Genomic DNA, 21,489 nt, shown 5'->3' with positions numbered 1-21,489 from the left:
CTCCGCTGGGCGGCAACAAACCATCAACGCTTGCCGAGCGCAACCGACAACGCCGTCGCGGCGATGCGTTCACTGCCCGGCTGGTGCCGACGTGCCACGGTTTCCCGGCCAGCCTCAACGGACGAGGGTGCGCGGCGGTTCCACGCGCTTGATCTATCTGGAGAAATCGCTGCGCACGATGCCGTGCCGCTGCAGCTTGTCGTAGAAGGTCTTGCGCGGGATGCCGAGCGCCTCGATCGTGCGCCGGACGTCGCCGTCGTTGCGACCAAGTGTCTCGCGGATGATCTCGGCCTCATAGCGCTCCAGCCGCTCCGGCAACGGCATGGAGGCATCCGAATCGGTCGGCCGAGGGGGCGGGCTCCCATCGACCTCTTCCAGTCCCAGCACGAAGCGCTCGGCAAAATGTGCGAGCTCGCGCACATTGCCCGGCCAGTCGTGTTCCCTCAGATGGCGTTGGACGGCGGCCGGCGCCGCGGGCACGGGGCGGTGGAAGCGCGCCGCCGCGCGCTCGGCAAAATAGCCGAACAACAATGGCACGTCGTCCCGGCGCTCGCGCAGCGGCGGGATCGAGAGCGTCACCACATTGAGCCGGTAGTAAAGGTCCTCGCGGAAGGTGCCGCGCTGGCCTGGATCGCCGAGATCGACCTTGGCGGCGGCAACGACGCGAAGGTCGACCGGCCGGACCTCGTTGGTGCCGAGCGGCGTCACTTCGCGCATTTCGAGCACGCGCAGCATCTGCACCTGCGTCGAGGGCGGCATGCTTTCGATTTCGTCGAGGAACAAAGTGCCGCCGCTGGAATGCTCGATGCGCCCGACGCGCTTCTTCTGCGCACCGGTGAAGGCGCCGGCTTCATGGCCGAACAATTCGCTTTCGATCACGGTCTCCGGCAGCGTGCCGCAATTGAGCGCGACGAAATTGCCCTTGGCGCGGCGGCTCCAGCGGTGCAGCAGGTTCGCCACCACCTCCTTGCCCGAGCCGGTCTCGCCGGTTACCAGCACATCGACATCGGTGTCGGCGATTTGTCTGAGCGTCCGGCGCAGCCGCTCCATCGCCGGTGTCTGGCCGATCAGCGGCAGGCCTTCCTGCGCCTGCTCGGCCGCCTCGCGCAAGGCGCGGTTCTCCATCACAAGGCGGCGTTTTTCCGCCGCGCGCCACACGCTTTGCGCCAGCCGGTCGGCTGCGAAGGGCTTGGTGATGAAATCATAGGCGCCGTCCTTGATCGCCTTGACCGCCATCGCGATGTCGCCATGCCCGGTGACCAGGATGACGGGGATATCCGGGTCGAGGTCGACCACGCGGTCGAAAAGCTGCAGGCCATCCATTTCGGGCATGCGGATGTCCGATACCACTACCCCGGCAAAGCTCGCGTCGAGGTCGGCGAGTGCTTCTGTTGCCGAGGCAAAGGCTGAGACAGCAAAGCCGGCGAGCTCCAGCGTCTGCTTTGTCGCCTTGAGCAGGTCGCTGTCGTCATCGATCAGGATGACCGGATTGCCGCTCGTCATGTCGGGCCAGCTTTCGAGAGATGGATGGTGAAGCGGGTGCCCTGATCGCTGCTCGCCACCTCGATGCGCCCGCCATAGTCGGCGACGATGTCCTTAGAGATGACGAGGCCGAGCCCGAGCCCCCTTTCCTTCGACGTGTTGAACGGCGTGAACAGCGATTTCAGGATGGCGGGCGGGATGCCCGGCCCGTTGTCGGACACGATCAGCGCAACGTCGTCGGACGTTTCTGAGGCGGACACTTCGACCCGTGCGTCGCTGCGACCCTCCAGTGCTTCCAGCGCGTTCTGGAACAGGTTGATCAGCACCTGCTCGAGCCGCAGCCGGTTGCCCAGCACCTTGAGCGTTGGCGGCGGCAGCGCGATCGCCAGCGCCTCCAGCCGGCCGGCAAAGCGGCTCCTGAGCAGCACGACCGCACCCTCGATGACGCTGCGCAACTCGACCGGCTCCGCCGCCGTGCGGCCCTTGCGGGCGAAGGCCTTCAGCTCGTCGGTGATCGAACCGATCCGCTCCGTCAGCGCGGCAATGGCGCCGAGGTTCTCCTCGGCGGACGCGGTCTGCTTGCGATCGAGGAAGACGCGCGCATTGTCGGCATAGGCGCGGATTGTGGCGACCGGCTGGTTGATCTCATGCGCGACGCCGGCGGCAACCTGGCCGAGGGTCGCGAGACGGTTGGCCTGTACCAGATCCTGCTGCATGACCTGGAGTCTCGCTTCGGTGCTGCGGTGATCGGCGATTTCGGCCTGCAGCCGGTCGCGCGCCAGGCTGAGGTCCTGGGTGCGCTCGACGACGCGGCGTTCGAGCTCCGCTCGCGCCGCCTGCTCGGCGGCAATCCGCATCTGGGCGGACTGGCGGCGCCACAACAAATAGGCGGCTAAAGCGAGGAGCGGAACGAGGACGCCGAGCGCCAACAGCCGCATTTCGCGCTGCGCCGAGGCAATCGGCGCCTCCGCCGGAACCAGATAGTCGAGCCGCCAGGGTGTCGAAGGCACAGCCGTGGACAGCCGCAGATATTCCGCGTCGCTGCCGCCAGGGGTGATTGCATGGACCAGCGCGACATCGCCGCTGAGCGCCTGTGGCTTCGTGATCGGCAAGGGCACCAGCGGCGCGTCGCCGAACTGCTGGCTGGCGCGGATGTCAGCCATCGCCGCGGCGGCCAGCGGCGCCGTCGTCATGAAACGCCAGGAAGGTACGCTGGTGATCAGCACCACGCCATGCTCGTCGCTGACATAGGCCGGACGGCTCGCCTCGTGCCAGTCGGCCTCGAGCTGGTCGAACTCCATCTTGACCACGACGACGCCGAGCGCAGCGGAAGCGCCGTCGACACGGCGCGAAATGTAGAGGCCGGGACGCTTGCTGGTATTGCCGAGCGCGAAATACTCGGCGGTGCCGGACTGCATGGCGCCGGAGAAATAGGCGCGAAAACCATAGTCGTTGCCGACGAAGCTGACCGGCTCGCGCCAGTTGCTGGAAGCGATCGCCAGCCCGTCCGTGCCGGTGACATAGAGGACGGAGGCCTTGGTGCCGGAGACCAGCCCTTCCAGCTTTCGGTTGAGCACTTCGATCGAAGCGGGGCTGCGCTCGGTGAGCGCGTCATGCACCTGCTGGTCCTTGGACAAAAGCAGCGGCAGCGCGCGCGGATTCTCCAGCACCGCGCGCAGCAGCGCGACCTTGAGGTTGGCGTCGGTGCGGCCTTGCGCCGCCAGCGCCTCGATCTCGGTCGAACGGCCATAAAGGCCGGCGCCGTAGAGCGCCGCAAATACGATCAGAAGCGCGATCGCCGTGAACAGCAGCCAGGCGCGCCGCGCCCGCCCGGCGAGCAGTTCGGGCGTCAAGGAGAGGGCAGCGGCGGGGCGTTGCAGCATGCCGCATTTGTGCATGATTTCGCACAAAGCACAATTCGATCTATGCGGATCGCCGCACGGTATTCTTAGGAGTCGAGGATCGCCGGTTCGAAAAAACCAACAGAATCAATGAGAGACGCTTCGAGGCGGAAACTGGCACGCCCATTGCAAATGCATCCACAGCAGCCGCGAGGCTGTGGAGGTCAACTGCCCCAGGGAGGTCGAGCTTTCTCGATCGGGGCTGAACGGAGGATACGATGCAGACCGCAGTCGCTGCCGCGGAACCGCGCGGCAAGGTTCCCTTTTACCGGCATCTCTATGTGCAGGTTCTGGTGGCGATCGCCGCCGGCATCCTGCTCGGCCATTTCTATCCCGATTTCGGCGCTTCGCTGAAACCGCTTGGCGATGCCTTCATCAAGCTGGTCAAGATGGTCATCGCGCCGGTGATCTTCCTCACCGTCGCGACCGGCATCGCCGGTGTCTCCGACCTGCACAAGGTCGGCCGCGTCGCCGGCAAGGCCATGGCCTATTTCCTCGTCTTCTCGACGCTGGCGCTCGTCGTCGGCCTCGTCGTCTCGAACGTCATCCAGCCCGGCGCCGGCATGCACATCAATCCGGCGACGCTTGATGCCTCGAAGGTCTCGACCTTCACCGAAAAGGCGCATGACACGACCATCGTCGGCTTCCTGATGAACATCATCCCCGACACCATCACCGGCGCCTTCGCGCAGGGTGATATCCTGCAGGTGTTGTTCTTCTCGGTGCTGTTCGGCGTGGCGCTGGCGCTCGTCGGCGAGCGCGGCCGTCCGGTCGTCGATTTCCTGCAGGCGCTGACCGCACCGATCTTCCGCCTCGTCGCCATTCTGATGAAGGCAGCCCCCATCGGCGCTTTCGGCGCCATGGCCTTCACCGTCGGCAAATACGGCATCGGCACCATCGCCAACCTGGCCTTCCTGATCGGCACCTTCTACCTGACGTCGCTGCTTTTCGTGCTGGTCGTGCTGGGCGCGGTCGCATGGTACAACGGCTTCTCCATCCTGGCGCTGATCCGCTATATCAAGGAAGAGCTGCTGCTGGTCCTCGGCACCTCGTCGTCGGAGGCCGCACTTCCCGGCCTGATGGCCAAGATGGAACGCGCCGGCTGCAAGCGCTCGGTGGTCGGCCTGGTCATCCCGACCGGCTATTCCTTCAACCTCGACGGCACCAACATCTACATGACGCTTGCAGCGCTTTTCATCGCCCAGGCGACCGACACGCCGCTCACTCTCAGCGACCAGATCCTCTTGTTGCTCGTCGCCATGCTGAGCTCGAAGGGCGCCGCCGGCATCACCGGTGCCGGCTTCATCACGCTAGCCGCCACGCTCTCGGTCGTGCCTTCGGTACCGGTCGCCGGCATGGCGCTGATCCTCGGCGTCGACCGCTTCATGTCGGAATGCCGCGCGCTCACCAACTTCGTCGGCAATGCGGTTGCGACCATCGTCGTGGCGCGCTGGGAAGGCGAACTCGACCAGAAGCAGTTCGCCGCCGCCATGGCCGGCCAGTTGCCGGAAGAGGCCGACCTGGCGCTGTCGGGCGGCCTGCAGCCGGCCTGACATTCAACCTCGATGCTCATTCAGGCCCGGACCGGATTGCCGCCGGACCGGGCCTGAACAGCCATGGTGTGGCGATGGCGAACGGCACGCTCGCCACGACAATGGCCAAGAGGCCTGAAAGTCATCCGGCCACCACGACCAACGGCGGCAATGAGATCAGCTCCTCCCTGTACCGTGATGTGCTGAGGTCGATTTCCGCTGCCAAAGTGTCCGCTCTGTTGATGTCGTCTACCGACCAACCAAAAAAGAGCAGATTTGTCAGTTCACGTGCAAACGCGCTGTGGTCTTGGGTTACTGTGCGCATCAGAGCCGAAACGGCCGTTCTTGCAAGCGCGATTTCTGCAGCCGTCGGCCCTTGCGTTACAAAGGAGTCGATTGAGGAGCGGATCGTGGATAGTGTGCCATTCAGATCCTCCTTGGCGATGGCTCCGAATAGCACGAAGAAGCTTGCGCCCAGGAAGAAGTCGAAGTGGTACTGCAGCCCGTATGTCTTTCCCGTGCCATTGCGTACCTCGCGAAACAATCTGGCGTTTTCATCGCCCGCAAGGATGTGGGCCAACATCCTTGCCGCCAGCCAACTCTCTGGCTGTGACACTGAAACGCTGGCGCTTCCAATGCCGATGACCGCCTGATCAGGCGTGTCGGTCGAGACTGTGATTGGGGTTGGGGCGATCGGCTTGAACTCGACGCCTTCAATCTTCCGGGACGGGTATCCTTTCGGCAATCGACCGAAGAGCGCGTCCACAAGTGAACCGGCTTCAACTTCGCTGATGTGCCCCACCACGCTGACGATCAGCCGGGACTTTACCAGTCGTTCACTGTGCCAGGTCACCACGTCTGCGGCTGTGATGTTCTTCACCATTTCAGGGTCAGGAATGACCGATCTCACATAAGGGTGAGGCAGGCATAAACCGTCAAGAAAGGCCTGCTGGGCCTTTGTGTATGGCTCGGCTGCGTGCTCAGTTAGCTGGTCGAACACCAACTTCTTGATGTCGTCGAGCATCCTTTCTGAGATTTGAGGCATAGCGAGAAATTCTCGCGAGTGGTGAATGATTTCGAGAATGCTTTTCTTCGGTCCCACCACTAGCCCGAAAATCGCCTCAGGTTCGGCGTTAAGGACAAAAGTACCCTCCAGGTCAGTCAGCGTTTCGGAGATTTGGCCCCCGGTTCGGTTGAGGGCGCTTTCGAGCAGCATCCGCGGCGCCACGAGCGAGGTGTGGGGTCCATCCTCCGGATCGTGCGCGATGCCGCCCCGGAACGCAAATCCGATAGCCGCCGACTGCTGCGTCGAGCTTGGCTGGAAGAGAAATTGGATGCCGGTCGGGCTGTTTGAGAGAGCAGCTTTTAGCCTTGTTTCAGTTGATGCCCTTGCTTTGAAAAGGTTGCGCCGCAATCCACCGATCAATGTTCGGAAGTGCTTCGTCATGTTGCCGCCTCCGGCTTAAGGATCAACGCTCCGGCGCGCAGCGGCTTGCCGATGGTGGCAAGCCAGGCATTTATCCCATCGGACGTCAAACGCCTCAATGTGTCCCTTCGGTCCACTGCGATGTCATACCCGCAGAGAAGGATCTCTTCACCAAGCGCAACGGCAAAGTCTCGGGAGCTTTCAGCGCGGTTGTCCAAGAGCTTGATTTCACGGTCCCGCAGCCGCCCGAAGGTCGCAGGATCGAGCCCGGTTCGTAGAAAACCATCAAAGTATTGTTGCAGACCCCGTGAGAGTTCCTCTCCAGAAACTTCTCCTGCGGCCAGCGCATCCGTGGTCATGCGCAACAAATTGTTCGGGAACGGTTCCAGCCATATCTCAAGCTTGGCAGCCAAGCGCGATTTGTCGACCAGTTCGTGATGAGGACTTCCCGGCAACCTGCTCGCAAGAAAGCCTGCAAGGATGGATCGCATGGCGGGCTGCGCGGCTTCTTCCGCTGAGGGTTGTGCCAGCATTTTGTGAAGGACGCGCTCCCGTTGAAGAGAAGGTACCGGTGCAGTCATCTCCAGGAAACCGGTCGTTGCCGGAGGCTCCCCCTCAAGCGCCAGCCACGAAGCAGAGCCTCGCAGCCCTCTCTTCTGCCGTTCAGGTTCGGCATGGAGGCTGAGGGAGCCAATTCGGGCCGACCGATACTGGGAACGCAACTGCCGCTCCACTATTGGGCCAGCATGGTTGCCGAGGATAACTGTCAAAGTGCGCGCGGCAGAATACTGCTGCCGGTGGAATTCGTTCAGTCCCCTCCCAGTAAGGGCCTCTATGCCCTCGATCGTGCCCATAGGCCATCGCTCGAGGAAGGAGTTCGAAAACAACTGCGCGTCGAACGCGCGATGCTGTTCCAGTTCCGCAAAGGCAGAGCGGTACTGATAGATCTCCTGTCTTGTAATGGATTTCTCGGTTTCGATAAGCTTGGGGGAGAGGTTCCGTAGCTCTCGCAACAATCGGAGTTGGTCGATCGCTTCAATGAGGCGGCCCTGAGCGACCTTCGCGTCAAACCGAGTCCAGAAAAATGATGTAAACGCATTTGCGGAATAAAGTGCCGTGGGAGCCGTTCCGTAGGATTTTCCGGCTGCCGACAGAAGATGCTCAAGAAGATGTGCCGCCCCAGGGATAGGGTCGGCCGCGCTTCCGACAGGGACCCAATGATGGACTATGTATCCGTCGACGGCAGCAGTCTCAATGTACAGTACCGCGCTGCTGCGGGCGTCATGTACATCAGGTGCTATCCATCTTCTAATCGAGCTCAGCATGGCTTCTCACAGTCCTCATTTCGGCGGCCGGGGGAGAGGTCCATGTATCGGATACGCTGCAAGTCCTTGCTCCCGGCGCCCAGGCTCCGGCGGATCACCGCTCGGCAAAGCCTGTCGCCTCGTTTTGGTCTTCAGGATCAGAGAATAATCAGAGGTTTCCAGCACCTTGCGCATAATTTTAGGAAAACTGTGACTTCGACCTGAGCTCTTGCATCCGGCCAATATTACCGTCGCGCTCGGTGTCCGTGTGCATGACCATCAGTTCTGCAAGCCCTCCGCTACTCATATTGAATACACGATCAGCGATTCTGAGCGTGTCGGGGCGATGAGCGATGACAACACGCGTAATATTAAGTTGCGTTAGGTTGTCATTGATAGCGCGTTCAACCTGGAGATCGAGGTGCGACGTTCCCTCGTCGATAAACAGAATCTTTGGCTGCCTGTACAGGGCACGAGCGATCATCAGACGCTGTTTTTGACCACCTGAAAGCGCGCTTCCCATATCGCCGATCAAGCTGGCGTAGCGCATGGGCATGCTGTCTATCTCGTCATGGATGCAAGCAAGGCGAGCGCAGGCTTCGATGCGTTCGAAATCAAGTTCGGTATCAAAGAAGGCGACGTTCTCAGCGATCGTTCCCGACAACAGCGTGTCATCTTGCATGACAGTGGCGATGTTGGAAATGAAATGGTTTCGAGCGATCCGGTTCAGGCCGATACCGTCATACGAGACTTCTCCAGACAGAGGGCGCTCCAACCCGAGCATCAGCTTGAGAAGTGTCGTCTTGCCTTCGCCTGACCGACCGGTGATCGCGACCATTTCGCCAGCGCTGATCGAGAGGGATAGATCGGAGACAATTGGCGGTTCATCTGGATGGTACCGAAACGAGACTGTGTTCACATTTATGGAGCCAGAAATTGAAGGTCGCAGGCCGCTTTCCCCATCCTCCGGCGAAGCAAGGGCCAAGTCGGCTATACGGTCCAGATGGACGGAAAGGGTGCGCCACACTACCAAGGCATCAACCGCGTTTTTTGCGGTTCTGCCGAAATAGACCTGGTAAGCGATGAAGGACATCATCATACCGATGGTGAACGAGCCTCCCATGGCGGCGCGGGCTGTGACAAAAACGATGAAGGCTGCCCCGACAGAATCGATCAGGTCGGCTACGGATCGAATGGCCGCATCGGCGGCGCTGTGGCGAAAGTTGGCATCCGTCATATCCGTCAGACGAGTTTGCCAGCGCTCAAAGCGTTCATCCTCGCGTCCAAACAGCTTGATACTGCGGATCGCCCGTATCGTTTCCAGAAAGAGGGTTTCTTCTCGCGCCTCGGTTGCCAGCTTGTCTTCCGTCAGCAGTCGCCTAATGCGGATGGTTCCGAAATGGAGAATGCCCTCGAGGCTGACGATACCCACGACGATCAGAGCAAAATTGCTGCCGTAGAGAAAAAGGACCGCAAGGGCGATTGTGGCTGCAACGGTGTCGACAAGTGCGTCCAGGGCTGGGCCCGTAAGAAATGCCTGGACCGTATTCGTGGAGTTGAATCGGGAGGTTACATCGCCCAAGTGCCGTTGTTCGAAAAAGGCCGAGGGAAGTTTCAGCATATGCCGAAACAAGTTGCTCATCAATCCAAGGGACAGAGACTGACCAATCTGTAGAGTTATGATCCGACGCTGAAAGAACGCCGCACAGTTGATGATTGCTAAACAGGTGAACCCCGCAAACAGGACGTTCATGAGGTCAGTATCAAGCCTGGTTACGGCTTCATCGACCGCAAGTTGAAGATATAGCGGTGCGACGACGGCGGCCACCTGCAGCAATATCGATAGCAAAATAATCTGCGTAACTGTAGGAGTCACACCATAGAGGTGTGACCAAATGGATGAAAGCGAGAGCTTTCTTCGTTGGTCCCGCGCCACGAAGGTGCCGCTCGGCCTGAATTCGGCAGCGATCCCTCTTGAGCGCTTGGATAGCTCCTCCCACCCAATGACCGTGCGTCCAATTGCTGGGTCGTGAACCACAGCTCCTTTTCTTTGGACTTTGACCAGCACCACAAAGTGGTCGTCGTCAATATGGAGCATGGCGGGCAGCTGGAGCTTCCTGAGATCAGAGAGCCGGGGGACCCTGACCGCACGTCCCTCCAAACCGTACTGGCTCGCAAGCTTGAGGACGGTCTTGAGCCGTGCGCCTTTCATTGACGGCGGTGCGAGTGAGCGCAGAGAGCCAAGATCGATCCTCCAGCCCCAATAGTTCGCAATCATCGCGATGCAGGCTAGCCCGCACTCGGCCAAGGTCGCCTGCCGAATGACCGGTGTTCTGTACTTTGCGAATCCGCGCCACCGCGGGCGAAAGGTGTCCGTCATACCCGAGCCCACAGCTCCCTGACCGAACGCAAGATCCACTGCGCGAGCGTCTGGCGATCCAGGATTATATCGGCACTGAGTGTGAGACCGGGTCGAAGGGGGATTTCTCGGTCACCTGACCTCATGGTCTGGTTTTCGATGGAAACGGTAACGCGATAGCTCGGCTCAGCCAATGAGATTGTCTTTCGAAGCTCGTCCGGCCTTAAGATTGTCTCCGAAACCGAAGCAACCTTGCCCGCGGCAAAGCCGTACCGAACATAGGGGAAAGCGTCGTAGGCGATCCGCACCGGCTGGTGTGGCTCAACGAAGGCGATCACCTTGCTCGGGACGTACATCTCGGCAACGAGGACAGACGTCTCTGGCAGAAGCGAGATCATGGTCAAACTCGGATCCACCGTCTGCCCGGGGGCAACCAGAATGGTGTCCACCGTGCCGTCAACGGGCGCCGTGACCTGGAAGGCCATTCGTCCTTCCGCTTCCGTTCGTCGTTGGCCCAGTTCAATCAGCGATTGCCGCAAGTCTGAAATTCGAAGTTCGCCTTCTATAGGCGCCTGCTCTCTGAGCCCTCGAAGCTCTGCCAAGGTCGCTTCATTCTCGTGGAGGGAATAAAGCAGAGTCTGAACCGAAATTTCGGCGTCGCGCAGCGCGGTCTCGCGTCTTTGTATTTCAGTGACGCTCATCGCGCCGGACTCTCTCAAAGTCCGACCTGCCGACAATTGCTCTTTGAGGACGGCAATCGTCTGCTGCTGAAGTTCCACTCCGCTCCGGACGGCCACAACCTGTTGCGCTACAGCGTCAATGCGCTCCGTATATTCCGTTACTTTCTTACCGACTTGAGAACCAATGGATTGAACGCGACTCCGTAGCTCAGACTCGGCAACTTTGATTCGGTCGATCTCAGATTCAGCGGCCGGTCTGCCGTTCACGAGACTGGGATCCGGATCGACATAGATGAGGACATCCCCTCGCTTCATACGTTGCCCCTCATGTACGACAATACGCTGTATGCGGCCGGGTCGAGGAGCATTGATCCGCATGATTTGAGGATTGGCGATGAGAAATCCGTTTACTTGCTCTCGTCGGGAAAATTTCGCCGACAAGAGGAATGCCGCTATCACAATGGAAGCGAAGATAAACACCCAACAAACACTGGCCCAGGTTTGGCCCGGGCCAATGTGGATGTCGCCGAATATGTTCGCGTTCCTCTTTAGGCTCAAGGCCATTGCTCAAGAGGCATCTTGCAGACGGATGTGAACTTCAGGTTGTCTTCAACTGCCTAGTGAGCTTCGCAAGTGGCCCTCCGTGTCCCTGCTAAAAATCAGCTTGAGGACAAGTTGAACCACGAACAGAACAACAAGAAGCGCCCAGTTCTTCGAGACGGGCTCGATCCAAGGAAAGAATATTGCTGCAAAGGCGACGCATCCATATGCTGCCAAGGCGGTTACTGCCGACTCTTTTAGCAAGTGAAACAATACCATCATGACTGTAGCTCCTAAGGTTGGGTGATGCCTTACACGCCTTGTCCCTTGGAGAACTCGGCGTCCTCAGCCCAAAGTTGCTGCCAGTTCTGTTCGCCAACGAAAAGTCCGATCGTGTAGCAGATGCTTTCGCCCACGACGCGAACAATCTTGCCTTTCCAATTCCCCTTCTTGCGAAGACCCATCCGATAAGCGAGTTCTTCGGCTCTCCAGACCGCCAGCGGATATATGGTTCTTTCGGCGAGGGGAGATCTCCGCATCAGACGGACATAGGGGATAGCCCAATATTGATACCCTCTCACGGTACGTGGCGAGAGACGAGTGGCTGTGAATTCGAGGTCAGCTCGCCAAGTTTCCCGATCCAGCATGCCCTTCCGGAAAAAGTGGGTACAGATTACGCGGCCGCTCGAAGCACCGGAACTACCCGCACCTAATGCGCTGAGGCCGCCGATCGCAAGCGACTTGCCGGGCGAAATCCCGGAGAGAGACGCAATTCCGGCGCCCGATACAAACGCTCCACCTGCGGCGTCGGCGCGACCTTTCCAACCCGCCCCAGCGATGTCGTCAAGTTCCTCCGCAGAAAGCTCGAAAGGATTGTAGCTGTCGGAAAATGTAGCGGATTGGTCCATGCTATTCATGTCGAATTCCTCGCTCAAATCCATTGAAACGCGAAACCCGCCCAAGCCGAAGCTTGCACGTTTTGGTTGTACGTTCAAGGGCTAGAATGGACAGGCCGAAATTTGCGGCTTCTTCACGAGATGCACTACCAGGCACAGCAAGACTCTTCCCGAGTTGCTCGTGAAGCTCTTTCAAGCCCTTAGGTATGACCTCGTTTGTGTGGCCTCGGCGGCATCCGGCCCTGAGCCTGTGCGACTTGCAACCGCCTGCGGATCGGCGCGCTGGGAAAAGAGACTCGACCGGGAGATGTTCGCCGCCGCCATGGAGAACGCGTTGGCGGTTGAGGGCGATCTCTCGCTGCGGGGCAACGGACCGCCTGACCGCTCCGGTAGATTTTCCGCCAGGGACTGTTCAGGGTCGCGACCGGTCACCGGCCGCGGCCTGTTCTTTTCGCCAGCCGCCGCATAGGTTGCGCTCAATCGAACTGAAGGCCTGTGCATGAGCAGCATGTTTCCCGAAATCTACCTTGTCCGCCATGGGGAAACGGAATGGAGCGCCTCGGGCAAGCACACCGGCCGCACCGACATTCCGCTGACCGCGAGGGGCGAAGAGGCGGCGCACGGCATTGCCGATCGTCTCCAGGGTCTGACTTTTCAGGCGGTCTGGTCGAGCCCGTCACAGCGCGCCTTCGATACCTGCCGGTTTGCCGGTTTCGGCGAACGCGCGGTGAAGAAGGCCAACCTGCAGGAATGGGATTATGGTGCCTATGAAGGCATGACGACGAAGGAGATTCTTGGCCGGCGCCCAGGCTGGCAATTGTTTCGCGACGGCTGTCCGGGCGGCGAGACAGCGAAGGACGTCGGAACCAGGGCCGATGCGATCATCGGCGAGGCTCGCGCTGTAGCCGGCAATGTGCTGATCTTTTCAAGTGCGCATTTCCTGCGCGTGCTTGCGGCGCGCTGGGTCGGCCTGCCGCCGCAGGGCGGCGCCCGCTTCGTGCTCGATACCGCAAGCCTTAGCATCCTCGGCTACGAGCATGATCCGACCGAGCCGGTGATCCGCAGGTGGAACCAGAAGTAGCGATCGCGGGCTCCCCCTCATCCGGCCGCTTCGCGGCCACCTTCTCCCCGGTGGGGAGAAGAGGTTGACTCGGCGCCATCCGGCTCCTCTCCCCTCGGGGAGAGGTCGGATTGCCCCGAATTGCTCTTTGCAATTCGGCTGGCAATGCGGGTGAGGGGGATGCTAGGCACGACTCCTCTCGCCCGACAGCATCGCCAACTCCTCTGTCGTCAGATGCCGCGCCTTGCCTTTCGCGAGATCGCCGAGCTGCAGGGCGCCGATCGCCACCCGCACCAGCCTGAGCACCTCGATGTCGAAAGCGCCGAGCAGGCGGCGGATCTGGCGGTTGCGGCCTTCATCGAGGACGATCTCCAGCCAGGCGGTGCGCCCGCCGCTGCGCAGCAATTCGATCGCGCTCGCCGTCAGCAGTTCGCCGTCCGCGACAGCACCTTCGCGAAACCGCCTGAGCATCGCCTCGTCAGGGGCGGAAGCGATCTGCACATGATAGGTCTTGGCGACATGCGAGGCCGGATCGAGCAGCCCGTTCGCCCAGCGCGTGTCGTTGGTCATCAAGAGCAGGCCTTCGCTTGCCTTGTCGAGGCGGCCGACCGGCGAGACGAAGGGCAGCTCCAGATCGGCAAGGCAGTCATAGACCGTGCCGCGGCCTTCGGGATCGTCGCGCGTGGTGACCAGCCCGCGCGGCTTGTTGAGCATCAGATAGACCTTGCGCTCGGCGGCGACGCGCTCGCCATCGACGGTGATGCGGTCGCGATCAGGATCGATGCGTAATGATGGGTCGCGCGCCACCTTGCCCGCGACCTGCACGCGCCCCTCGGCGATCAGCTGCTCAGCCTGCTTGCGCGAGCAAAACCCAAGCTTCGACAGCGCCCGGTCGAGGCTGACCTTCCCGGCAACGGCTCGCCGGGGCATCTCGCGTGGTTGTCGCATAGGCTTGCGTGTCATCGGCCGACAGATGCCACGCAGGGCAATGGGACCGCAACCCGCCCCCGGTCCATCCATCGTCAAGACACGGGCGCGCACCCGAGGTGGAAGACCAGCCTTGCGGGAGCAGGCAGCGCGGCCTGACCGCTGTCATGGTTCCGGCGGCGCGCTCAACCGCCGGTAAGCGACACCGTCGAAGGTAGCCGTCACGAAGCTCTTGACCGACATCCTGCGCTTGCGCCCGTCGCTGCAGGCATAGATCGGCCAGCCGGCCTCGCTGCATTCGTTCGCCGCGCACATGCGGGCAAGGCAGTTGCCGATGGTCAGCCGGAAGCCGCCCTTGCCGGCGAAGCCTTGCAGCAGGCTGCCGTCCGCCGAACGCCATGTCCGCTGACGGAATTCCGGCCGCAAGGCCGAAGGCTCGAGAGGGGTGGCGAGGTTGGCCGTGCCCGTGCGCGCCATGAGCTGAAGACGGTAGCGTGCCATTCCGGTCGCATAGGCGGTCACAAGGTCGGACTCACCCAAATAGGCGGCCGCCAGATCGGAGTTGTCGAGCAGATGGGGCAATTGCTCGCCTGCTTCTGTCGACCTCACTAAGGCAACAAGGGCGGCAAAGGCCAAGCAAGCGCGCAACATCTCGATTTCCAGCAGCCACATTTCCGGCGTGCCAGCGCCCCCGGCTGCCTTCCATACCATCTCGCCAATTGGCGCGCCGTGCAAGCCGCTGCAGGAGATGACCGGAACGTCTCAGCCGTTGGGAGAGGGCGGCAGCTCGAACAGGATGGCGCCGTTCTCCCGCCCTCGCTCGACATAGCCGATGATCCGGAACCATCTCGCGACGTCGGGTCCATGGAGCCAGCTGCGCGAGTGTATAGGAAGATTGCCGGCAAGTGCCTGGATATGGCGGATGTGGCGCTTGCAGAAGCGAACCGTTGCCGCGCTGAAGAAGTCCTCCTGTGCGGCAAACAGCGTGTCGGCCGCGTCGCCGTGCTCGTGCCAGGCAATGATGGCCACGGTCTTGTCGCCCTGGACCAGCGCATGAGCCCGGCCTTCCTTCAGGTTCATCATCAGATTGTCGTAGGCGGTCTTGCTGTCCTTGCCGGCCGCCAAATACTCGTCCGACATCCGCTTGGACAGATCACGGAAAACACTCTCGAGGTCTCCGACCGTCGCCGCTCGTGCTCTCATTTTTCCTCCTGAAAGCCCTACGGGCAGTTTGCCCTAAGGATAGGCATTCACCAAGCAAAGCAAATCCGCGATCGGCCGCATACGAGCAAATGCATTTCACCAGGCCGAGATCGCCGGTGCCGCCGCACCGGAGGTGCCGGTATTGACGGTCGGAGGCGTCTCCAACTGATCCGCTACGGCTTGCCAGCGATCGGCGAAATGGCTGCGGCCGGGGCATCGAGTCCGATATCGAGGATCGGGGCGCTGTGCGTGATCCAGCCGACCGAGATCAGGTCGACGCCGGTCGCGGCGATCGCAGGCGCCGTCTGCGCGGTCACCCGGCCGGAAGCCTCGGTGATCGCGCGGCCGCCAACCATCGCCACCGCCTGGGTCAACTGCTCCAGGGACATGTTGTCCAGCAGCACTGCATCGACGCCGGCCGCGAGCGCTATGTCGAGTTGCTCAAGCGTATCGACTTCCACCTCGATCCGCACCATGTGGCCGACGCCGGCACGCGCCCGCTCGATGGCCGTGCGGATATCGCCGGCAATCGCGATGTGATTGTCCTTGATGAGCACGGCATCGTCGAGGCCGAAGCGATGGTTGGCGCCGCCACCGGCGCGCACGGCGTATTTCTCCAGCGCACGCAGGCCGGGAGTGGTCTTTCGCGTGCACGCGATTTTTGCCTTGTGGCCCCGCGCGGCTTCGACGACCGCCGCGGTTTGCGTGGCAATGCCGCTCAGATGGCAAAGGAAGTTGAGCGCCGTCCGCTCTGCCGTGAGCAACGCGCGCGCAGGTCCGCGCACTGCTGCGACGACGTCGCCGGCCGAGATGCCGCTGCCGTCCGGGTGGATCACGGTGACTTCCGTCCGAGGATCGATCAGCTCGAAGGCGAGGGCGGCGGCATCGAGACCCGCAATCACGCCCGGCTGTCTCGTGGCGAGCACCATCGTGGCGGTCGCATCCGCCGGAACGATCGCGTCGGTGGTGAGATCGCCGGCGCGGCCCAGATCCTCGAGCAGGGCCGCGCGCACCAGCGGCTCCATCATCACGCGCGGCAGCGGCGTCAGCGTCATGGTCAAGCCCTCCTGTCGAGCAGCGCTACGGTGTCGGATGCCGTGTCGGAAAGGATCGCCGCCGCTTCGAGCGTCTCGTCGAGCGTCAACCGCAGCGATTGCGGCTGCGCATCGCGCCGGGGGAAATCGGTCCGGAAGTGTGAGCCCCGGCTTTCGTCGCGACGGAGAGCAGCAACCGTGATCATCAACGCGATCAGCGCGGGATCGGACGCGGCATCATCACCGGCGATGATTGGCACGAGCGTCCTTGCCGCGTCGCGTAGCCTCTCGCCGTCGCGCTCGATGCCGAGCGCGTGCGAAGCGATCGGGCGGATGCGCGAGGCATCCGGTCGCGGCGGCACGATAGCCGGCTTCAGCCGTCTATGCGCGCCTGGCGACGCGGAAGCGACGCTTGCCGCGATCCAGGCGGCCGATGTCACGGCCTCGATGAGCGAGTTGCTGGCGAGACGGTTGGCGCCGTGCAGCCCGGTGCGGGCGACCTCGCCGCAGGCCCATAGGCCGCGAAGCGAGCTCCGGCCTTCGGCGTCCACCGCCACGCCGCCCATGTGATAGTGGGCCGCGGGACGCACGGGGATCGGCTCCACGGCGGGATCGATGCCGGCTTGGCGGCAAAGCGATGCGATCGCAGGGAAGCGCTCGGCGAATTTCGGTCCGAGACACTGCCGCGCGTCGAGGAACACGCGATGCCCGGCCTCGAACTGGCGCCACACGGCTCGCGCCACCACGTCCCGCGACGCGAGTTCTCCCCCTGGTGTATCGGCGAGGAAGCGCCAGCCGCGCTCGTCGACGAGAACCGCACCCTCGCCGCGCACCGCTTCGCTGACCAGCGGCATCGGGCGCCGCGAGCCATCGAGCGCGGTCGGGTGAAACTGCACGAATTCGAGATCGGCAAGCTCCGCGCCGGCGCGCGCGGCAAGCGCCAGGCCCTGGCCGAATGAACCGCGCGGGTTCGTCGTATGATCGAACAGGCCGCCGATACCGCCGGTCGCGAGCACCACGCGGCCAGTCGACAGCGTCAAAGCTTCGCCGTTTCCAACGGCAAGCACGCCGGCGATTTCGCCGTCCTCGACAATCAGGCGCCGGACCTCGACGCCTTCGAGGATGGCGATTGAAGGCGTCCGTCGCACGGCGGCTGCCACCGCGCGGATCAATTCACGGCCGGTGGCGTCGCCGCCGGCATGGACGATCCGCCGGCGCGAATGCGCGGCTTCGAGCCCGAGCAGAAGCGTGCCGTCGGGAGTACGGTCGAAAGCAACGCCCAACCGCGCGAGATGCTCGATCGCTTGCGGCGCCGCCTCGACAACACGTCTTGCGGCCACCTCATCGCAAAGCCCGTCGCCGGCCGCGAGCGTGTCGGCAAGATGCAGGTCCGGGCTGTCATCGCTGCCGAGGCTCGCTGCGATTCCACCCTGGGCGAGGACGCTGGAAGCTTCGTCTCCCAGCGCGGTTTTGGAGACGAGGACGACCGGTTCCGGAGCGAGATGAAGCGCCGCCATCAGGCCCGCGATGCCGCCGCCGACGATGACCGGCCGGCCGTGGAGGTTGTGCATGGTCATATGGCGAGCATCCGCTCCACTGCCTGTCGTGCGCGTTCAGCGACGCCCGGGTCGATGGTGACGATGTGGCGGTTCTCCTCGAGCGCCGCGCGGATGTTGGCGAGCGTGATGCGCTTCATGTGCGGGCAGAGATTGCATGGGCGCACGAAGTCGACTTCAGGATGCTCGACGGCGACGTTGTCGCTCATCGAGCACTCGGTCATCAGCACGACGCGCGCCGGCTTGTGCCGTCCGACATAGTCGGACATCGCCGCCGTTGAGCCGGCAAAATCCGCTTCGGCGACAACCTCCGGCGGGCACTCGGGATGGGCGAGCACCGTGACGCCGGGATGCGCCTCGCGCAGCTCGCGTATATCGGCGGGCGTGAAGCGCTCATGCACCTCGCAGTGTCCCTTCCAGGCGATGATCTCGATCTTTGTCTGGGCAGCGATGTTCCTTGCCAGATATTCGTCGGGCAGCATGATCACCCGCGGCGCGCCGAGCGATTCCACCACCGCCAGCGCATTGCCCGAGGTGCAGCAGATGTCGGACTCGGCCTTCACCGCGGCAGAGGTGTTGACATAGGTCACGACCGGCACGCCGGGATAGCGCTGCCGCATCAGACGCACATCCGAAGCGGTGATCGAGTCGGCCAACGAACAGCCGGCGCCGAGATCCGGAATGAGCACGGTCTTGCCGGGATTGAGGAGCTTCGCCGTCTCGGCCATGAAATGCACGCCGGCGAGCACGATGACGTCCGCATCGACCAACATCGCCTTGCGGGCGAGCGCAAGGCTGTCGCCGACGATATCGGCCACGCAATGGAAGATTTCGGGCGTCTGGTAGTTGTGCGCCAGGATGACGGCGTTGCGTTCACGCTTGAGCGCAAGGATGGCGTCGATGTCGTCGGTGAAGGCCGGCCATTCGATCGGCGGGATCACCCGCCGGACGCGATCGTAAAGAGATGCAGCAGTCGAAAACGAAACGGGCATCGGCGCTCCAATTATTCTCTAAGTGAGTATAATTTGGGTATATACTTACTTTGAGAATAAGGGATGTCAAGCGCGCGATTGTGGCTATTTCGTCCCTGCGACAGCCCGCTCGTCGAGAACGGCGTGGCGAAAGCGGAAGAGCTTCGCTGGCCGCCCGACGGTGTCGGCAGCCGTCTCTCCGGTCTCCTCGACCAGATCCTGCTGCTCGATGAGGCGCCGGAAGTTCGGCTTGTGGACCAGCCTTCCGGAGAGCGCTTCCACGGTGCGTTGCAATTGCAGGAAGGTGAATGCGGGCGGCATCAGCTCGAACACCACCGGGCGGTATTTGATCTTCGAACGCAACCGCGCGATCCCGGTCGCCAGGATGCGGCGATGGTCGGTTATCATCGAGGCCCCAGGTACCAGTGGGGATGTGCTTCGCGCCGACCCGCGTGTTGCCTCCTCGATCAGGCCTGCCTCGTAGAGGAGCTCGTAACGCTGAAGGACGAGCTCTTCGTTCCAGTCGCGACCGTCAAAACCAAAGGCAATCGCTACCCGCTGTCGGCGCTCACGCCGCAATGAATCGTGATCCGCCTCGTCCACCCAGGCCAGCAGGCGCGACTGCAGTATGTCCGAAACCATCGGCGGGGCACCGGAACGGTGGTCTTCCCAGGGGAAATAGTCGTACCAGTTCCGCCAGGCACGCTTGCCCGATCCGGCGGGGTGCTCTGCGCGCGTCAGGGCAAGGTAGCTGATCGAGATCACGCGCTGCTGGCGCTGCTCGCCGATCCGGTCGCGGTCGGCGAACGTATAGAGCTGCTCGATATAGCCGAGCTGGTGACTGGTCTGCTGTTCCACCCATGCTCTAAGGCCAGACTGCAGGGAGCGATGGCCGAGCTCGAACGGCCCCGAGGGCAGGGCGTTGGCCTGGCCGACGGTGAGGACGCTCGGTCCCTGACCCGTCATCGCCACAACCACCGCGATCAGATCCACGCTGGCCTCGTGGGCCTTGCCTGGCGGCGTTTCTTTTCTGCTTGCTGCTGCCTGGCCTTTCATTGTCCCCTGAGCTGTTCGGCCGGTTCGGTCTAGGGGCTGAATCAGATCACTCAAAAGGTGGACTGCACTCTTTCGTCCGTCAATGTTTCAGAACCATGCGCGCGAAGGCGAAATCAAAATGGCGAAAAATGGCGTCGAACACCGAGGCGCGAAAGCACATGGCTCTCAGCCCGACCTTGCAGCAAGGCGTCTCCTCTGATTCTCTGATATCGGTGGGGATCGCCTGATTCGTGTGTACGTTGTTCCGCATGGTTACGCGGCGGGGCAGCGGTGCCTTCCGTAGAGAGACCACAATGACTGCCAAGCCGGAAATCCTCGAGATGAGGCCTAAGATCACCGTTGTCGGGGTCGGCGGCGCTGGCGGAAACGCCGTCAACAACATGATCGCCGAAGGATTGCAAGGCGTCGAGTTCGTCGTCGCCAATACTGACGCCCAGGCGCTCACCATGTCGAAGTCGTCGCGACTGATCCAGTTGGGTGCGCATGTGACCGAGGGCCTGGGCGCTGGATCCTTGCCTCAGGTCGGCAGCGCGGCCGCGGAGGAATCCATCGACGAGATCATGGATCATCTGGCGGGAACGCACATGTGTTTCATCACCGCTGGCATGGGGGGCGGCACGGGGACCGGCGCCGCGCCCATTATTGCGCGTGCCGCGCGCGATGCCGGCATTCTGACGGTGGCCGTGGTCACCAAGCCTTTCGCGTTCGAAGGCAAGCGCAGGACCCAGGCCGCCGAGGAAGGCATAGAACGCCTTCGCGAGAGCGCCGATACGGTGATCGTCATCCCGAACCAGAACCTATTCAGGGTGGCCGACGCCAGGACAACATTTGCCGACGCATTTGCCATGGCGGACCGTGTTCTCTACGCCGGTGTCGGCTGCATCACGGATCTGATCGTGAAAGAGGGTCTGATCAATCTCGACTTCGCCGACGTCAAGTCGGTGATGCGGGACATGGGCCGAGCGATGATGGGAACCGGCGAGGCCTCCGGGGAAGGCCGTGCAAGGACGGCCGCCGAGGCTGCAATTGCCAACCCGCTCCTCGACGAAGCCTCCATGACAGGCGCCAGAGGCCTGCTTGTTTCGATTTGCGGCGGCATGGACATGACACTCTTCGAGGTCGATGAAGCAGCGACACGGATACGGGAAGAGGTCGACGCCGACGCCGATATCATCGTCGGCGCCATCTTCGATCAGGCGTTGGCTGGGAAATTCCGGGTGTCGGTCGTCGCAACGGGCCTGCGGAAGGGCGTGGACATGGCGCAGCTTGAGCAAAGGATTGCTTGAGGCCACGCGGATGTCCGATGGGGTTGCCCCCCCGATAGACGATTGCCTCTGCGTCACAGGAAGGCGTCTGTGGCTATGACCGGGGGCCGCCCGATAGCGAGGCGGCCGTTTACCTATGTCTGTGGGCCGGACAGGGGATCGATGGTAGCGGAGGTGCGCTACAAGCGTTCCCCACATTCCGAACCGGTGCCATTCGCATATCGCGTCGCGTCATGAAGTGGCAAATTGATCCCATTCGAGCCGCTCTCGCCGCGCTTTTTTGAACGGCAGTTTTGC

General features: G+C 62.2%; 18 protein-coding genes. 3 read left to right on the top strand and 15 right to left on the bottom strand.

Features of this window, described 5'->3' with window-relative positions; genetic code table 11:
- Nucleotides 1–153: 153 nt before the first annotated feature.
- Both EJ070_RS04540 and EJ070_RS04535 read right to left on the bottom strand, forming a co-directional pair.
- Nucleotides 154–1,503 carry a sigma-54 dependent transcriptional regulator gene (locus tag EJ070_RS04540; protein ID WP_126090245.1) on the bottom strand — a complete coding sequence of 450 codons (1,350 nt, stop codon included), beginning with the start codon at nt 1,501–1,503 and terminating at the stop codon, nt 154–156.
- A complete protein-coding gene (locus EJ070_RS04535; RefSeq protein WP_126090244.1) occupies nt 1,500–3,365 on the bottom strand; it encodes an ATP-binding protein in 1,866 nt (621 codons plus the stop codon). Before EJ070_RS04535 ends, EJ070_RS04540 begins: the two co-directional genes overlap by 4 nt.
- Before the next feature lie 236 nt (nt 3,366–3,601).
- Between EJ070_RS04535 and EJ070_RS04530 the strand changes: the two genes are divergently transcribed.
- Complete coding sequence (locus tag EJ070_RS04530) at nt 3,602–4,936, top strand: dicarboxylate/amino acid:cation symporter (protein WP_126090243.1); 1,335 nt, start codon at nt 3,602–3,604, stop codon at nt 4,934–4,936.
- Between the two features lie 121 nt (nt 4,937–5,057).
- On the opposite strand, the gene EJ070_RS04525 is transcribed toward EJ070_RS04530, so the two are convergent.
- The 5 genes from EJ070_RS04525 to EJ070_RS04505 all read right to left on the bottom strand — a co-directional run bounded on the left by EJ070_RS04525 (nt 5,058) and on the right by EJ070_RS04505 (nt 12,141).
- Nucleotides 5,058–6,362, bottom strand: coding sequence for an insulinase family protein (locus EJ070_RS04525; protein WP_126090242.1), 1,305 nt, complete (start codon nt 6,360–6,362; stop codon nt 5,058–5,060).
- Nucleotides 6,359–7,666: an insulinase family protein gene (locus tag EJ070_RS04520; protein WP_126090241.1), complete on the bottom strand. Its 1,308-nt coding sequence runs from the start codon at nt 7,664–7,666 to the stop codon at nt 6,359–6,361. Before EJ070_RS04520 ends, EJ070_RS04525 begins: the two co-directional genes overlap by 4 nt.
- Nucleotides 7,667–7,844: 178 nt before the next feature.
- Entirely contained in the window at nt 7,845–10,025 is a 2,181-nt protein-coding gene (locus tag EJ070_RS04515; protein ID WP_126090240.1) for a peptidase domain-containing ABC transporter, read from the bottom strand.
- Nucleotides 10,022–11,248 carry an HlyD family efflux transporter periplasmic adaptor subunit gene (locus EJ070_RS04510; RefSeq protein WP_126090239.1) on the bottom strand — a complete coding sequence of 409 codons (1,227 nt, stop codon included), beginning with the start codon at nt 11,246–11,248 and terminating at the stop codon, nt 10,022–10,024. The genes EJ070_RS04515 and EJ070_RS04510 overlap by 4 nt, the downstream gene beginning before the upstream one ends.
- Nucleotides 11,249–11,535: 287 nt before the next feature.
- Nucleotides 11,536–12,141 (bottom strand): hypothetical protein, encoded by a 606-nt coding sequence (locus EJ070_RS04505; RefSeq protein ID WP_126090238.1) that lies wholly within the window; start codon nt 12,139–12,141, stop codon nt 11,536–11,538.
- Nucleotides 12,142–12,619: 478 nt separating this feature from the next.
- Here EJ070_RS04505 and EJ070_RS04500 point away from each other — a divergent pair, with 478 nt between their 5' ends.
- Nucleotides 12,620–13,201, top strand: a complete 582-nt coding sequence (locus tag EJ070_RS04500; protein WP_126090237.1) for a histidine phosphatase family protein — start codon at nt 12,620–12,622, stop codon at nt 13,199–13,201.
- A 162-nt stretch (nt 13,202–13,363) separates the two neighbouring features.
- Here EJ070_RS04500 and EJ070_RS04495 read toward each other — a convergent pair whose 3' ends face one another.
- The 8 genes from EJ070_RS04495 to EJ070_RS04460 form a co-directional block, all read right to left on the bottom strand.
- Complete coding sequence (locus EJ070_RS04495; protein WP_245464816.1) at nt 13,364–14,110, bottom strand: pseudouridine synthase; 747 nt, start codon at nt 14,108–14,110, stop codon at nt 13,364–13,366.
- 162 nt (nt 14,111–14,272) lie between these two features.
- The gene (locus EJ070_RS04490) at nt 14,273–14,779 is read right to left on the bottom strand and encodes a hypothetical protein (protein WP_245464815.1); all 507 of its coding nucleotides are present in this window, start codon (nt 14,777–14,779) and stop codon (nt 14,273–14,275) included.
- Between the two features lie 90 nt (nt 14,780–14,869).
- Nucleotides 14,870–15,310 (bottom strand): hypothetical protein, encoded by a 441-nt coding sequence (locus EJ070_RS04485; RefSeq protein ID WP_126090235.1) that lies wholly within the window; start codon nt 15,308–15,310, stop codon nt 14,870–14,872.
- Nucleotides 15,311–15,483: 173 nt separating this feature from the next.
- On the bottom strand, nt 15,484–16,365 hold the full coding sequence (nadC, locus tag EJ070_RS04480) for a carboxylating nicotinate-nucleotide diphosphorylase (RefSeq protein ID WP_126090234.1): 882 nt from the start codon (nt 16,363–16,365) through the stop codon (nt 15,484–15,486).
- 2 nt (nt 16,366–16,367) lie between these two features.
- On the bottom strand, nt 16,368–17,921 hold the full coding sequence (locus tag EJ070_RS04475) for an L-aspartate oxidase (protein WP_126090233.1): 1,554 nt from the start codon (nt 17,919–17,921) through the stop codon (nt 16,368–16,370).
- Nucleotides 17,918–18,892 carry a quinolinate synthase NadA gene (nadA, locus tag EJ070_RS04470; RefSeq protein ID WP_126090232.1) on the bottom strand — a complete coding sequence of 325 codons (975 nt, stop codon included), beginning with the start codon at nt 18,890–18,892 and terminating at the stop codon, nt 17,918–17,920. The genes EJ070_RS04475 and nadA overlap by 4 nt, the downstream gene beginning before the upstream one ends.
- An 84-nt stretch (nt 18,893–18,976) precedes the next feature.
- The gene (locus EJ070_RS04465) at nt 18,977–19,927 is read right to left on the bottom strand and encodes a hypothetical protein (RefSeq protein WP_126090231.1); all 951 of its coding nucleotides are present in this window, start codon (nt 19,925–19,927) and stop codon (nt 18,977–18,979) included.
- A gap of 79 nt (nt 19,928–20,006) precedes the next feature.
- Nucleotides 20,007–20,231: a hypothetical protein gene (locus EJ070_RS04460; RefSeq protein WP_126090230.1), complete on the bottom strand. Its 225-nt coding sequence runs from the start codon at nt 20,229–20,231 to the stop codon at nt 20,007–20,009.
- Here EJ070_RS04460 and ftsZ point away from each other — a divergent pair.
- Complete coding sequence (ftsZ, locus tag EJ070_RS04455; RefSeq protein WP_126090229.1) at nt 20,221–21,213, top strand: cell division protein FtsZ; 993 nt, start codon at nt 20,221–20,223, stop codon at nt 21,211–21,213. The genes EJ070_RS04460 and ftsZ overlap by 11 nt on opposite strands.
- Nucleotides 21,214–21,489: the final 276 nt, after the last annotated feature.

This window comes from Mesorhizobium sp. M1E.F.Ca.ET.045.02.1.1, assembly GCF_003952485.1.
Lineage (GTDB): Bacteria > Pseudomonadota > Alphaproteobacteria > Rhizobiales > Rhizobiaceae > Mesorhizobium.
Note: the sequence above shows the minus strand (reverse complement) of the source record. Positions and strands in the feature narration are given on the sequence as shown.